Source organism: Streptomyces sp. NPDC048211 (assembly GCF_043202315.1).
GTDB lineage: Bacteria > Actinomycetota > Actinomycetes > Streptomycetales > Streptomycetaceae > Streptomyces.
This window is the reverse complement of sequence record NZ_JBIDAD010000011.1, coordinates 88,695-101,728: the sequence shown is the minus strand read 5'-3', so window position 1 is coordinate 101,728 and position 13,034 is coordinate 88,695. Positions and strand designations below refer to the sequence as shown.

Annotated in this window: 18 protein-coding genes; 2 read left to right on the top strand and 16 right to left on the bottom strand. The window is 67.1% G+C overall.

Annotated features, from left to right (window positions below):
- Positions 1-2: 2 nt before the first annotated feature.
- From ACGFZA_RS32725 to ACGFZA_RS32690, 8 genes are all read right to left on the bottom strand, one after another.
- Positions 3-614: a hypothetical protein gene (locus ACGFZA_RS32725; RefSeq protein WP_393683930.1), complete on the bottom strand. Its 612-nt coding sequence runs from the start codon at positions 612-614 to the stop codon at positions 3-5.
- Between the two features lie 15 nt (positions 615-629).
- Entirely contained in the window at positions 630-1,115 is a 486-nt protein-coding gene (locus tag ACGFZA_RS32720) for a hypothetical protein (RefSeq protein WP_393683928.1), read from the bottom strand.
- Between the two features lie 149 nt (positions 1,116-1,264).
- Positions 1,265-1,708: a hypothetical protein gene (locus tag ACGFZA_RS32715; RefSeq protein ID WP_393683926.1), complete on the bottom strand. Its 444-nt coding sequence runs from the start codon at positions 1,706-1,708 to the stop codon at positions 1,265-1,267.
- A gap of 100 nt (positions 1,709-1,808) precedes the next feature.
- Positions 1,809-2,237, bottom strand: a complete 429-nt coding sequence (locus tag ACGFZA_RS32710) for an HK97 gp10 family phage protein (protein WP_393683924.1) — start codon at positions 2,235-2,237, stop codon at positions 1,809-1,811.
- The gene (locus tag ACGFZA_RS32705; RefSeq protein ID WP_393683922.1) at positions 2,237-2,620 is read right to left on the bottom strand and encodes a hypothetical protein; all 384 of its coding nucleotides are present in this window, start codon (positions 2,618-2,620) and stop codon (positions 2,237-2,239) included. Before ACGFZA_RS32705 ends, ACGFZA_RS32710 begins: the two co-directional genes overlap by 1 nt.
- 76 nt (positions 2,621-2,696) lie before the next feature.
- A complete protein-coding gene (locus ACGFZA_RS32700; protein ID WP_393683920.1) occupies positions 2,697-3,116 on the bottom strand; it encodes a DUF6093 family protein in 420 nt (139 codons plus the stop codon).
- A 4-nt stretch (positions 3,117-3,120) separates the two neighbouring features.
- Positions 3,121-3,561, bottom strand: a complete 441-nt coding sequence (locus ACGFZA_RS32695; protein WP_393683918.1) for a DUF6093 family protein — start codon at positions 3,559-3,561, stop codon at positions 3,121-3,123.
- Positions 3,562-3,872: 311 nt separating this feature from the next.
- Positions 3,873-4,478 carry a TlpA family protein disulfide reductase gene (locus tag ACGFZA_RS32690; RefSeq protein WP_393683916.1) on the bottom strand — a complete coding sequence of 202 codons (606 nt, stop codon included), beginning with the start codon at positions 4,476-4,478 and terminating at the stop codon, positions 3,873-3,875.
- 716 nt (positions 4,479-5,194) lie between these two features.
- Here ACGFZA_RS32690 and ACGFZA_RS32685 point away from each other — a divergent pair.
- Complete coding sequence (locus tag ACGFZA_RS32685; protein ID WP_393683915.1) at positions 5,195-5,629, top strand: hypothetical protein; 435 nt, start codon at positions 5,195-5,197, stop codon at positions 5,627-5,629.
- A 339-nt stretch (positions 5,630-5,968) separates the two neighbouring features.
- Here the strand turns inward: ACGFZA_RS32685 and ACGFZA_RS32680 are convergent, their stop codons facing one another.
- From ACGFZA_RS32680 to ACGFZA_RS32650, 7 genes are all read right to left on the bottom strand, one after another.
- Entirely contained in the window at positions 5,969-6,154 is a 186-nt protein-coding gene (locus tag ACGFZA_RS32680) for a hypothetical protein (RefSeq protein ID WP_393683914.1), read from the bottom strand.
- Between the two features lie 67 nt (positions 6,155-6,221).
- A complete protein-coding gene (locus ACGFZA_RS32675; protein ID WP_393683913.1) occupies positions 6,222-6,437 on the bottom strand; it encodes a hypothetical protein in 216 nt (71 codons plus the stop codon).
- Positions 6,438-6,513: 76 nt separating this feature from the next.
- Positions 6,514-7,662, bottom strand: a complete 1,149-nt coding sequence (tgmC, locus tag ACGFZA_RS32670) for an ATP-grasp peptide maturase system methyltransferase (RefSeq protein ID WP_393683911.1) — start codon at positions 7,660-7,662, stop codon at positions 6,514-6,516.
- A complete protein-coding gene (tgmB, locus tag ACGFZA_RS32665) occupies positions 7,659-8,630 on the bottom strand; it encodes an ATP-grasp ribosomal peptide maturase (RefSeq protein WP_393683909.1) in 972 nt (323 codons plus the stop codon). The genes tgmC and tgmB overlap by 4 nt, the downstream gene beginning before the upstream one ends.
- Before the next feature lie 11 nt (positions 8,631-8,641).
- Positions 8,642-8,917, bottom strand: coding sequence for a putative ATP-grasp-modified RiPP (tgmA, locus tag ACGFZA_RS32660; protein ID WP_393683907.1), 276 nt, complete (start codon positions 8,915-8,917; stop codon positions 8,642-8,644).
- A 139-nt stretch (positions 8,918-9,056) separates the two neighbouring features.
- Positions 9,057-9,227 (bottom strand): hypothetical protein, encoded by a 171-nt coding sequence (locus ACGFZA_RS32655; protein WP_393683905.1) that lies wholly within the window; start codon positions 9,225-9,227, stop codon positions 9,057-9,059.
- A 14-nt stretch (positions 9,228-9,241) separates the two neighbouring features.
- Positions 9,242-10,066, bottom strand: a complete 825-nt coding sequence (locus ACGFZA_RS32650; RefSeq protein ID WP_393683903.1) for a sugar phosphate nucleotidyltransferase — start codon at positions 10,064-10,066, stop codon at positions 9,242-9,244.
- Positions 10,067-10,123: 57 nt separating this feature from the next.
- Here ACGFZA_RS32650 and ACGFZA_RS32645 point away from each other — a divergent pair, with 57 nt between their 5' ends.
- On the top strand, positions 10,124-10,540 hold the full coding sequence (locus tag ACGFZA_RS32645; protein ID WP_393683901.1) for an NUDIX hydrolase: 417 nt from the start codon (positions 10,124-10,126) through the stop codon (positions 10,538-10,540).
- On the opposite strand, the gene ACGFZA_RS32640 is transcribed toward ACGFZA_RS32645, so the two are convergent.
- A complete protein-coding gene (locus tag ACGFZA_RS32640) occupies positions 10,535-12,274 on the bottom strand; it encodes an SUMF1/EgtB/PvdO family nonheme iron enzyme (RefSeq protein WP_393683899.1) in 1,740 nt (579 codons plus the stop codon). The genes ACGFZA_RS32645 and ACGFZA_RS32640 overlap by 6 nt on opposite strands.
- Between the last annotated feature and the right edge of the window lie 760 nt (positions 12,275-13,034).

Here is a 13,034-nt window from a genome sequence, read left to right as displayed (position 1 = left end):
GATCAGCCTTTTCCCAGGTCGGCCCGCAGCGTCTGGTTGATCACGAGAGCGGACGTGAACAGGGCCTTCGCCTCGGCGTCCGCCCATGAGTCCAGGAGCTCCTGCGCGTCGGCCACGCTCATGCCCTCGGTCTCCGCCTCACCGGCGTCACGCTCGACGTGGCAGGCGGAGATCAACGCCGCGGGGAACGTGTCGACGTTGTACTCCATCCCCTGGTCGGCCTGCACCTCGCTGGGGGCGTGTTCGCGCAGCAGCTGCTCCCACACCGGCCGGGGCAGCGCCCGGAAGGTCAGAGTCAGCGTGGCGTCCACGAGCGCGTCCTGCGCCTGAACCAGTGCGGCGTCGGCGGCGAGGACTTGCGGGTTCGACTGCACCCAGGCGTCGCGCTGCTCCTCACGTATGCCCTGCTCAGCGCATTCAGCCAGTGCCCCGGCACGCGCCTTGGCCAGGGCCAGCGCCGCTTCGGTGACGGCGGTCTTGGCGTCCTGGTCGTCGCAGATCGACAGGGTGCGCTCGGGTAGCTTCCGTGCCCGCAGGCGGGCCATCTTCGCCGACCAGTGGGCATCCTTGGCGACAGCGACCGCCGGCGGCTCGGTGGTGGTGTTCGTAGTCATGCGGATCCCCCCGGATCAGGTGGTCGCCGGCACGGCGGCGTCGAGCGTCGGATCGTCGGCCACAGCGAAGGTCACGGTGAACTTGGCCGGGTCCGACCCGGCGGAGTAGGCCGGGGCACGCGAGGCGACACGGACGGGAAAGATGTCCATGGACTTCGACGCCGGGACGTCGCCCTTGCGCAGGATGACGACCCACCCTTCCTCGCCCTTGCTGAGCAGGGCCTCGATGGTGTCGCCAGCCTTGTCCTCGTAGAAGGTCAAGGTCGAGGCGTCGGCCTTGTCCTCACCGGGGATCGACGTGGTGAGCGTCGAGCCCATGTCGGGGGTGTCGATCGGGCTGTTACCGAGCGACCAGCCCGCAATGTCAGAGATCGCGCCGGACAGGTCGGTGCCACCGGTCAGCTCCGCGCGGGTCGGGATGTTCGTCGCCGCGGCGATCTCCGACAGGAAGTAGATCTTCGTGACGCCGCGGCGCATGAACCGCTGCTGGGTGGTGCCCAAGGGGGGTGCTCACTCTCCGGGGACCCGGCTCCCAACGACACGGAGGCCCGTCCCCAACAGGTCGCAGAACTGCGAGCCAGGGGGTGCGGCCCGTGCCGGTATGGCCGGGCGTCCGCGCATGGGCCTCCGCGGTGAGGTGCGATCAGGTGTCAGCTGTTCGGCGTGGAGACCGTCAGGACGAATCGCTGGACGTAAGTGTAGGTCGAGCTCACGACACCGGTCCCTTCCTCCCGGTCCAGCTCCCGCCCGATCACGGTCGCCCCGGTCACGGAGATCGGGTTCAGGTACTGACCGCTGCCCGGCACCCGGGCCAGGAATGCCTGCCGTGCCTTGTCGGCCTGCAAGGAAGCCTGCTCGGCGGTCTGGCCCACCGACGACACCTGCAGCAGCACCCGTGCGTCGGCGTCGCTGTCCCCGAACGACGGCCCCAGACCGGAGACTTGCCCCAGCTCGTACAGCACGCTGTACGGAATCGTGTTTCCCGTCGGCACTGCCGCCGATGTGGGAGCAGTCCCGTATCCACAGGACCGGCCGGTCGCCGTCTGCAGCATGGCCTGTACTGCGAGCGCCACTTGGCGCCCCGACACCGTCATCTATGCCTCCTCGTTGTTGTCGGTCACTGGCACTGCGGTGACCGTCCCTGAAGCGGTGGCGAACTGGTGCGGGCCGGTCGCCGGACCTCCGCCGCGGCGTTCACACCGAGTGCCCGTCGACGACACGGCCGAGGGCGGCTCTGAACAGGGGGCCGACCGATTCAACTGCCGGTCCGACGTGCGCATACGGCGGCTGGGCGTAGACACGACCGAGGCTGTCGGGGCCCACGTACCCGTACTCCAACCGGCGCCCCTGCGGCTTCGCCGTACCGACGATCCCTGTCACCGCTTCACCAGTGACGTGAACCTCGTGCGTCCACGAGCGCCGATAGTCGCCGGTCGGCGCGTTCGGGCCGGGTCTGCCCGACGCGTTGGCCTTGATCTGCGTCTCCAGCAGCATCGCGTAGTGCCGCACCACAGAGATTGCCGCCGGCAGCGCCCGGGCGGCCCGTGCCTGTAGTTGGGCAGCGATCTCGTCCGCGTTGCTGAAGGCGCCCGCTCCCGGGCCTGGCAGGCCTGGGCTCGCCACTATCCGGTCACCTCCGGCTGCCACAGCCCGGACGCCCAGTCCTGCAGCAGCCGCAGCATCGCCCGAGTCATCTCATGAGGCCCCCCGTCCAAAAGGTCGTACCGGGACAGGGCGTTGCGCTCCAACTCGGCCGCGTCGATCGCCGACAGGAACGCCGCGGCGGCCGGTCCAGGGTCCAGAGGCACACCTACGACAACGCGCGCCAACCCGTCGAACTCGTCCTTCACCCGGGGCGACAGGAACAGGACCAGCTCGGCCGGCTGCCCCGCGCGCTGGCGAAGGTCGTACCCAGAGACCTGGGAAGAGATGTCGCGGCCGTCGAGCTCCACGGTCCCATCGGCGTGGTCGGCCGTAATCCGCGCCCAGTGCGCCTGATCATCCATGCCGTTCAGCCTACGAAGGGGTCCGGACAGCGTTGCGGCCCCGCGCGACGTCCGCGAGGCCGTCCGTACGCGGGGGTCAGATGGCGCTGGACGCGGTGGTGATGCGCTCCATCAGCCTGGTGGAGCGGCAGATCTCCACCGTGGACGCCTCGGTGACATCGTCGGCGAGCCAGATGCGGCCGGCCAAGCCGCCCGTCTCGCTGACGACCTCGACCAGGTCGCCGAGCAGCGCCACCGGCGCCGCCACGGGAGTCACGAGCCGGTACCAAGCAGAGCCCTCGGACAGCCAGTCCTGGCCGAGGACCTGACCAAAGACGATCTGCCCGTGCGTGGACAGCACTGCCCCCGCACCCTCGTACACCACCGTGGTCGGAGTCTGGCCGGGCTCCCCCGTCACCGGGTCGAGGACAGGCTGGCCGGCTGTACGAGAGATCCGCACCGTGTCGGTCAGCTGCGCCTCCAGCGCGGTCCTGGCCTGAGAAAGATCCAGCGCCATCGCCTCACAGCCCCGTCGTCTGGGTGGACTCGTCCAGCCACGTCGTACGGACGACGGCGAGCGAGTTGGCGTCCGAGATATCCAGAACCCTCCACACCCTGTTCATCAGACCCGGATCCTGCGTGGCCACGGTGACGCGCACGTGATCCTCACGCGACGCGAGCGGCGCATCCAGAGGGGTCAGAAGCCGGTAGCGGTTGCGGGTGTCGTCGGCGTACGCCTGCCCTTCCAGAGACAGGACCAGTCCGGGACCGCCGGACGAGAAGATCGCACCGGAACCGGTGTAGACGATCGAGTCCGGGCCGGGGTGGTACTCGCCGGAGTCCGGGTCGAGGACCGGCTCCCCAGGGCGGAAGATCTCGACAGTGTCCACAAGAATGCGCGTCTCGACAATGGGGGCAACGGCGGCAAGCGAAAGCCCCTCGGAGGGCGGAGGAGTGCTCATACGTTCGAGCGTAGGACGGCGCACGGACAGCCCCCGGATCCAGAGGCCCCGATGGCACAGCGTCCGCCGTGCCATCGAGACAAACCTTGATCGATGTATAAGAGGATTTCGTAGGGCTGAGCCCGAATCCACCCGGCTTGATGCCTGCCCGAGACCGCCGGACACGTGGAGGAGCTGGACAGACCAGCCGGAACTCCCTGCCCGAACGGTCAGATCATCTCGCCGACCGCAAGGACACCTCAGAAACGATCACTCCGGAATCAAGCCGGAGGATCCAGGATCAGCCGAGGGCAGGCCTTGAAACCCTAGAACTAACTTTCCTTCAGGAGAGGGTCAATCATTTTCTGAAGGTCTTCCCCGCTTATGGCACCCACATGGCGCGCCGCAATCTTTCCGTTCCTGTCAAGCACCAGAGTGGTGGGGATTCCCTTGGGGGTCAAATTCCCCTTCGGGAAGCGCAACATTAGCCTACCCGTAGGATCAAAGAAGCTAGGGTATTCGATACCGAAATTTGCTTCGAAGTTAACGGCCGGCGGCTTCTTCGGATCCCTGGTATTAATCCCGACAAATTTCACATCCTTGGAATTCATGCGCTTCGACAGCTTTGCAAAATAGGGGGCCTCGGCACGACACGGGGAACACCATGAACCCCATACATTCAGTACAATCACCTTGCCTTTATATGCGGGGCCCGCCAGGTCGAGTTTCGAACCATCGAGAGTTTCGCCATTCAACTTTGGGGCATCCTGCCGATCCTTCTTTTGAACAGTGGCGATGCCGCCTTCACCAGTAACGAAACCACCCCCTCCCGTTCCGTTCGATCCAGAGCCACCGCAGGCCGATAGAGTTAGCGCGAATAGACATGAGGCGCCAACGGTCAGGGCGAGATGACGTGCCGCAAGGGATGAAGAATCCATGCAAGGAGTCTCCCATGTCTCGTGCCGGAGAACACGCCCCACCCCGGTAGACGAATCCCGAGCCCAGAGGCATGGCTGCGGGCACGAACACCCGGTCAAGGTGATCACGAACCTGGGGGGCGCGGTCGGGGTGAAGGTGACAGGGAGGGCAAAAACCGTGCCGGCGGCGAGGAGTGACCCCAGTATGGCCAATCCGACAGCCGCACGGGCGGGCGCCGCGCCCCTTGGGACGACCCCTTGCCTGCTGACCTCAATCCCCCGACTCGAGTGCCCAGATTGGCTGATTTACACCCCCTTGCCACTCACCAGGCCCCATCCTTCACCGCCTCACCGGCGGGACTCATTCCGCACAGAATAGAGCGAAAACTGCCCAGCTCGCATCGCGCCGCAGCCACACCCTCAGGTGGCACGTCGCGTTAACGACGCAGTCACGCATGCGGACACGCCACCAGGGCCCGCACCACGCCAGGACGCTCTTTACCACAGTTGCATCACTCAAGGTTTAGAATGGGCCACGCCTCAACAAAGACCACCAGGGCCAGCCAGGGCGCGAAGTGTGGAATTTAGCGAACCGGCCCATAAGATTAAGTTGCCCTAAAGGGGTCATATCTAACCTTGGACACATACCCCGTATTCCGGATTTCAGGTCTAGCCGCATCAGCCAGTCACCGCTAGTGTCCATTCGACCTGAGTTTCGGAACAAAGGTGGGGGGAACATGAAGAACATTGTCCGCAACAGGATCGTCACGGTGCTGTCTGCCGCCGCAATAGCGTTCACGGGCATGACCGCGTCTGCCGGCAACGCATTCGCAGGGCCGCCGTCTGCATCCTTCGACGTTGGGGTAATGCAAGCCGACGGGTCGCGCTACATATGGATTTACAGGAACGGAGTACTAGCTGGAGCGGGTGGCTGGCAGGCCAATGGCGACCTCCTTCTGGTCTCCGACCGGGCTTCGGACGGCTACTACATCACGGCCCATATAGCTAATTCGAGCTATAGCAGGAACCTGAGTTCGGCAGGCTATCCTTCTCCATCCGATCGTCAACTCGGTGGAAATATCGCCGAGGACAAGACCTATGATTTCTGGACGTGCATCGGAAGCAATACGGCTGGCCTGACGTGCTCCGACGTATATAAGGTTACTTCCTAGGTTCTGTTTTTCGAATGGTCCGCCGGCTTCGTCGGCGGACCATTCACCTGAGAAGCTGCTCCCGGACGGGTCAGCTCTGGAAGGCTCCTCGGCCAGCCGCCGGCCCGCGCCCGCCCGCGGGTGATGGCCCGCCGTCACGTCCCAGCGGCGGCCGTCTGCCGACGTGATCCTCCGCGGGTCGGGCCGACCCTGCGCTCCGTGATCCAGGTCGGGTGGGCGTCCGGCGAACCTCACCCTGCTTCGGCCTCAGCCGGCTGATGCGGTCGGAATCCGATCAGGAGCGTCGGACGTAGGGGCCCCCGGACGGGGGTGCCGGGAAGCGGGGCGGCGCGGGGGTGGTCAGACCTCGATGTGGGCGACGATGACGACGGTGCCAAGCACGGTGACGTGGTAGACGATGCGGGTGACGCCTTCGGCGTACTCCCGCAACGGCACCTGCCCTTCGCGCGTAGGCCTCTCCTGTCCGATCCACGGGTCGAGGGAGATGGCGACGAGCGCGCGGTCGAGTCGGACGACTTCGGCCACGCTCAGCTTGGACAGGGCAGGCTCGCATTCAGGTGTGAAAGCGATCTGTGCGCGCCGAGGGGAGTTCCTAGGCGACACGGGCGTCCGCGCCGTCTCCGGTGACGTCGATGCCGTGCGCGGCGTACAGGTCGACGCGCAGGGTCTCCCAGTCGCGTCCCAGGCCCACGCCGTGCTCGGTCATGCCGCGAAGGGACTCGGCCAGCATCTGTTCGCCGGCCTGTGCGGCTTCGTCGGCCTGCTCCAGGATCGCGGGCTTCTCGTGCTCCTCGAACTCCAGCCGCATCGGTGTCCCCTTCCGCGCTATGGGCGTCCTACCGGTACGGTACGCCGCTGGACTGGGCGTGTCCGCCCTTCCCCGCTCATACCGGAAGGCGCCACGACGGGCCGGTTTCGTCTCCGAGCCACACCGTCTGGGACTCCGGTGTGATCGTGATGCCGAATCCGGACTGGTGGGGTGCGCCGGCCTCCTGCCACTGGAGCAGGGCTTCGGAGACCCGGTCCCACAGCGGGCTCGGGCCGCGCTGCGTGACCAACGGCTTCCCGTCGTCGTCCACGCGGTCGTTGGAGTAGGCCAGCGAGCCCGTCCCGACGTCGGAGAGCACCTGGTGCACGCCCCCGCCGAGCCGTTCCGCGTTCGGCACGGCGAGCTGCGCCACCCAGCGCGCCGTCCAGTCGTCCAGCAGTGCCGGGGAGAAGGGCGAGCCCTTGCTGGGCCCGGACAGCAGGACCAGCGGCGGCCGCGGGGGCCGGCCGTGAGGCCGGGCGATCATGAACTGGGTGGTGCCGGGCAGGAACCTTCCCGTGGCGCACCCGCGCCCGGTCACGGTCAGCTTCGCCAGCCCGTAGGCGCCCATCCAGCCGCCGAGGGTGACCAGTACGGTCCCGCCGACGGTGATCTGGTCGAGCCAGCCGTACGGGATGTACCGCACGGCGCAGGTCGCGATCAGGGCGTCGTAGGAGCCGTCGATGAGCCGGGCGTCCAGTCCGTCGCCGACGAGGAGCTTGGGTGCGTAGCCCAGGCTCTTGAGGGCACCGGCCGCCCGCTCGGCGTTGTCCGGGTCGACCTCGACCGAGGTGATGTTGGCGTCGCCGAGGCGGTGGCAGCCCAGCGCCGTGGAGTAGCCGGTGCCGGTGCCGATCTCCAGCACCCTCTGCCCGCTGGTCACCCCGAGCTGCTGCCACATCCGCAGCACGAGCGACGGCAGGGTGGACGACGAGGTGGGGTCGCCGGCCGTGGGCGCTTCCACGTCGAGCGCGCTGATGTGCCCGTCGAGCTGGGTGATCAGGGTGACGTCCTCGTACACGCCTTCCAGCCAGTCCGCGTCGGCCGGCTTGACGGCCTCGTACAGGGTGGGGTGGGTGCCGGGCAGGGGGCGCATGAAGCCGTCGGCGACGAAGACCTCGCGCGGCACCCCCTGGGCCGCGCACATCCACGCCGGGTCTTCGAGGTCACCGGATGCCCTGAGCCGGTCGGCCAGGGCGTCCCGCAGTCCTTGCGATGTTGTCACGAGAGTCCTTCCTGCAGTTTGTCGGCGAGGGCCTGCGCGATCGGGTCGCGTATCTCCTCGTGGAACCAGGCCCATTGGCCGTTGGCGTTGCATTCAAGAAACGTCCAGTCACCCTGCGCCGTGACAGCGAAGTCGTACGCGCCGTAGACCAGGCCGAACACGGACTGGTAGGCGCGGACTCCTTCGGCCACGGCGGCCGGCACCGGCACGCTCGCGTAGCTGAGTTGGGAGTAGTCCTTGCGCCAGTCCAGATGGTCGCCGTTGATGTCGATGCGCACCGCGAACAGCTTGTCACCGACGGCGGTGAGACGGACGTCGAACTTCTTGTCGACCTTCGCCTGGAACAGGTGTGGGCACACCGACACCTCGTCGGTGATGTCGTCCGGGTCGACGGCCGAGACCCACACGGTCCGGGCCCGGCCATCCTCGTCGGGGAACGGGCTGGTCCACAGCGGCTTGTAGATCGCGCCTCCCGGCTGGGCGGCGCAGAAGTCCTTAGCTGCCTGCGGGTCGGTAGTGATCAGGGTCTGAGGTGTCAACAGGCCCACTTGGCCGGCCGTGATGAGCTGCGCCGGCTTGTGCTCGGCGCTGCGGTTGTGCCAGGGGTGGTTGACGTACAGGCAGCGGGGCAGGGAGGCGAGAACGCCTCCCATGCCCCACCGGAACTGGTGAACGGCCCAGTCGGCGGCATGACCTTCCAGGCCGGGCGGGGGGCCGTAGGCCGTGGGCCGGCGCCAGTACACCGACCGCACGTCACTCAGTTCGATGCTGCGGGTCGCGGTGGTTATGCGGCCCTGCATCCCGTCGGACCCGAGCGTGGCCACGAGGGCGCCGCCCTCGTGGATGTCCACGCCCGGGTCGAGCCGCGCCACCGGCACCCCGCGGGCATTGAGCACGCGGATCATCACATCGGCGGTCGCGTCGTGCAGGCTGGTCACGACCAGCACGGGCCGGTGGCGCTCGCTCATGTCAGTTCACCTCAGTCCTGGTCGTTGCAGGGGACGGAGTCGCTGTCCGAGGAGCCCGGCGCTCCCCCGTCGGCGGACGTCGCCGTGGAGGTGGTGGAGTTGGTGCTCGTGCCGTGCTCGCCCATCTCCACGTTGCGGCCGTGCTCGTCGATCAGGACGGCGGTCTGCGTCTCGGGGTCGAGGACGGTGGTGAAAGCGGGCACGGCCGGCGTGTCGGTGTAGTAGGCCATGCGCCTGGCACCCCAAGGCTGCTTGGTGATGCCGTCCTGTGTCAGCTCTGCTGCCACGATGGTCTCCCTTACGGGTTGATTGGCTGGCCAGCCGGGCGGCTGACCAGAGACTGGGGGGCTTTTCCCCCTCCCGATCTACCCTTATTTTAGTCGCATTCGGGTGGGGGTCAAGATTTTTGGGGTGCAAAATCCCAGGTCAGAGGCCCAGAAGGCCGGGCCAGGGCTCGGCGCACTCGACACGCAGGATCGCGCCCACCGGCACTGCCGACGCCGAGTCCGACAGCTCCGCCCCCAGCCGCCGAGGGGCCGCGCCCAGGAACCGTGTGGCCGCCCCGGCGACTTCGGAAAGCAGAGCGACATCGCTCAATGCCGGGTCCTGGCCTACTCACTACGCACCAACTCCACGGTGTCCGGAGCACCCAGATCGATCATGGTGTTGGTGTTGGTAACGACGCCCACACGGTGATGGCGGGCGTAGGCGGCGAGAGCAAGGGACAGCTTCGGCTCCGAGGCCGTGTGACGTGCGACTGCGGTCAGGTAGTGCAGCAGCTCAGGTGTCAGCCGAGCACGCCCCTGAAACAGGCGGAGGCTGTCCGCTCCGTGCTCAGCCGCCAACTCAACGGCGTGTACGGGATCAGGCTTCTCGACCAGGCCCGCCATCGTGCGTTCCGTCCCTGCGCCGGCGCAGATGATCACTCCGTGGCTGCTCGCAGCCTGAAGATCGAACGGCCCAGCGAGAACTGCCGGGGTGTGCGGAGAGGCGACGGCCATGAGTTCGGAAAGGGCCGTGTGGCTCGGGTCGACGTTGTCAGCAAAGGCCAGGCAGACATCCCCGGTGTGCAGATGTTCGGCCCCGTTGAGCGCGGACGTGACGTCGGCGTAGCGACCGTGCTGGGCAATGAAGTCCACCTGCATGCGCTCGATCAGCGGTGGCTGCTCGGCCGGCTGGTGAGCCAGTTGCCGGTATCGGGCCAGGGCGCCAGGCGCGAGAACCTGACGGGTCCAGTCGATGATGGGGGCGTAGTACGGGTGATGGACCACCACCGCGCGGTCCACCCCGAGATTGGCGGCCTCCTCCAGCACGTGAACTAAGCCGGGCCGCCCCTGAACCGGGCGTAGTTCCTTGGGTAGGAACGGTGACCACCCAGCAACCCGTGTGCCGAGTCCTCCTGCAGCGATAACAACCGCGGTGGGTCGCTCATTCATTGGTGTTTGCCCCTTACTCGGGAAGGTGAGCGATACCGTCTGGGGATGCATACACGTGTGACCGGCATCGTCATCGAGGACAACGAACTCCTGGTTCTGGACCAGGACACGGACAGCAAACGGTCATGGAGCTTGCCCGGAGGGAAGGTCGAGAACGGCGAGACTCTGGCCGAGGCCCTGGTCCGGGAGATGCGAGAAGAAACCGGCGTCGAGGTCGAGGTCGGGCGGTTGCTGTACGTGTGCGACAACGTCAACGCTCACGTCGTTCACATCACTTTCGAGGCCAGGCGAATCGGCGGGCAGGTCGGGGCCGTAACCGAGGGCGCGGATACACGCCCGATCCGGCAGGTCGCTTTCGTCAAGCTCGACGCCCTGACCGACTTGGGCTTCAGCGACACGTTCGTGAAGCTGTGCCAGAACGGTTTCCCTGGGGCGGGGTCGTACATGGGCCCCAAGTCCGCCATCGGTCTATGACCTCGCCCCGGCGGCGGTCAGTGCGGTGACCAGTCGGCGACCCTGCTCGCCCAACGAGCGGTCTGGAACGCCGAGGTCGTCGATCCACTCATTGACCCGTTGCGCCAGCTCCCATGCGCCGAGTCCGGTCGCCTGCGTCGTGTCGGAGTCCCGTACGAGGCGGACACCAACACCGCGCGAGGAGCCCAGCAGGTACCTCGAACGCACTGCCTCGATCGCCTCCCGGGTTCCCGGGGTGTTCCACGCCGCACCGAACAGAAAGCGTTGCTCGGCGCGCGCCGGATTCTGAGCGGGGCCGTCATGGCACCAGATCTGAAGGTTCCCCACCAGGTGGTGCACCTGACCGGAGCCACGCCCGGGTTCGACGACAGAGGACGCATCACCCACCGCGTAGCCGCAGTTGTGCGGTGGCGGCGCTCCAACCGTGGCGTCCAGCGCCTCGGCCCGTGTGGGCAGCCGCGCCCCGGACCAGGCGGCCATAGCGGCTGCCCCTACCCAGGTGACCCAGTACGCCGGGTGCGCCTCGTAGCCGGCGCTGACCAGCCACCGCCGCTGCTTCGGATCGAAGTGCAGTCGGCCGCCGCGTTCGTGCGGCATCGGGCACAGCAGTAAGTTCGTGCCGGACTGGGTGTTCGGCATTCCGGCCGCGTGCAGCATCGTGAGCAGGTCGGCCATCTCGCCGTTGGTGACGAGCGTGTTCCGCCAGGACACCCGGTTCACCGTGTAGTAGGCGGGGAGCGGCACCTTCTGCACGGCTGCTGCCGGCCGCGCGGCTCTGCGAGAGCGTGCGACCGGCTCGCACAGCTCGTATTGGCCGTCACCGGCCAACCATTCGGCAGCGGTCGCAATGATCGTCGGGTCAAGCGTCTGCGCAGCGCGGCTCAACGTGGCGTTGGCGTGTTCGCTTACCCGCTCCGCAGTGCGGCGGTCGAGGTCGGCGATGAGTTCGTTCTTGTTCCCGTTGGTCGCGAACGTGGCATCTGCGGCGGCGGGGCTGGTCGTCGGCGGTTGCGCAGTGGCAGGGATGTCGATGTCCAGTACGTCAGCGATCCGGCCCAGAGTTCCAGCCGGGTCCTTGACGTGCTGCTCATACGAAACGACGGTGTGGGCGCGTCCGTCCAGAGCACGGGCCAGCAGCAATGCGTTGACGGCGAGCAGGCGCCCCAGCGCAATCGGTTCCTCGGGGTCGTCCTGCGGCAGCAGCGATTCGAACTCGTTGCGCCACCGAACCGAGTGGGCGGTTACGGCGACCTGGGCGTACCGCTCGCCGTAGCCCCAACGGCTCCACAGGCGGCCGCGGGCAAAGCTGGACGCTATCCCGACCGGAGCGCGGGTGAGGACCAGCACCGGAGAGTAGGGCAAGAGCGTCAGCGTGGTGTCCGTGGAGAAGTACAGGTTGGTCTCCTTGACCAGGTGCCGCGGATCCCCATAGAGGTCACTCAGCGCGCAGGCCAGGTGGTGCCGCTCCAGATCCCCGAGCCAGGCCCCACCCGTCAGTTCGAGCGGCACTCGACTGCGCGGGGACGTCGGGTGCTTCCTGCTGAGCTGCTGGCGGAACGGTTCGTTGTGCTGGGGCATCCCGGTGCGCAACGAGTCGGACAGCCAGTTCGATCCGACGCGCTCGAAGGTTCCCAGGGCCAGCACCGGCGCTGTCGTGCGCTCCAGGCCCTGGCCTTCGGGATGTCCGTGAAGCGCGGCCACCCGTGCGGCAATGTCCTTGAGATCTGTGAGCATTCATCCTCCAAGGGACTCGAAGTTGACATGGGCGTGATGGGCGGCAGGCGTCATTACGCGAGGGTCGTGACGATGGCGACCACGGTGACGTTCCACAGCACGGTGCTCTCGCCCGCCCACGGGATTCCGTACGGCGCTAACGGTCTTTCCACGGGGCTCCCTCAACAGTCGGCTGCGAGTAGGCGACGAAGGCGAAGCGGTCGTGAAGCCAGCGAAGGTAGTGCTCGTATGCGTCATCGCTGGGAGGCATGGCCTCGCGGCTGGTCGCAAGGATGCCGTCGACGAACCCGGCGCCGGCATGGCGGCATGCGAGGTTGAACCCGGGCCGTACGTCCGTCGGTGTCGGCCCACCAGGCGGTTGGTCGGTGAACTGCGTTCGGTGTACGCGCCATCCCCGGTCAGCGGCGTACTCGCTGAGGAGGGTGTGCTCGGAAACGACGTCAGTTCCAGGAGGGGCCAGCACGTAGGTGGACACCCTGACGGGCCGGTCTCTCGCGATGGCAGAGAGCGTGCTGTCCAGGAAGCTCCGGCGCAGTGCTGTCAGCCTGCTGCCGCTGCTTGCGCGGCGGCGGGGGGTCTCAAGATCGCTCCACGGCCAGTCCTCATCCATCCCGTCGGGGACGAAATCATGCACAGCATCCTCCGGTACGGCTCTACGGGTCCTGTTGCCGGGGCCGACTCGGGGGCCAGGGCCCCGGCAACAGGGTTTTGGTGCGTGCTCACCAATGTCCGAGGGGACTCCGTCCGGGCCAGGACGGCA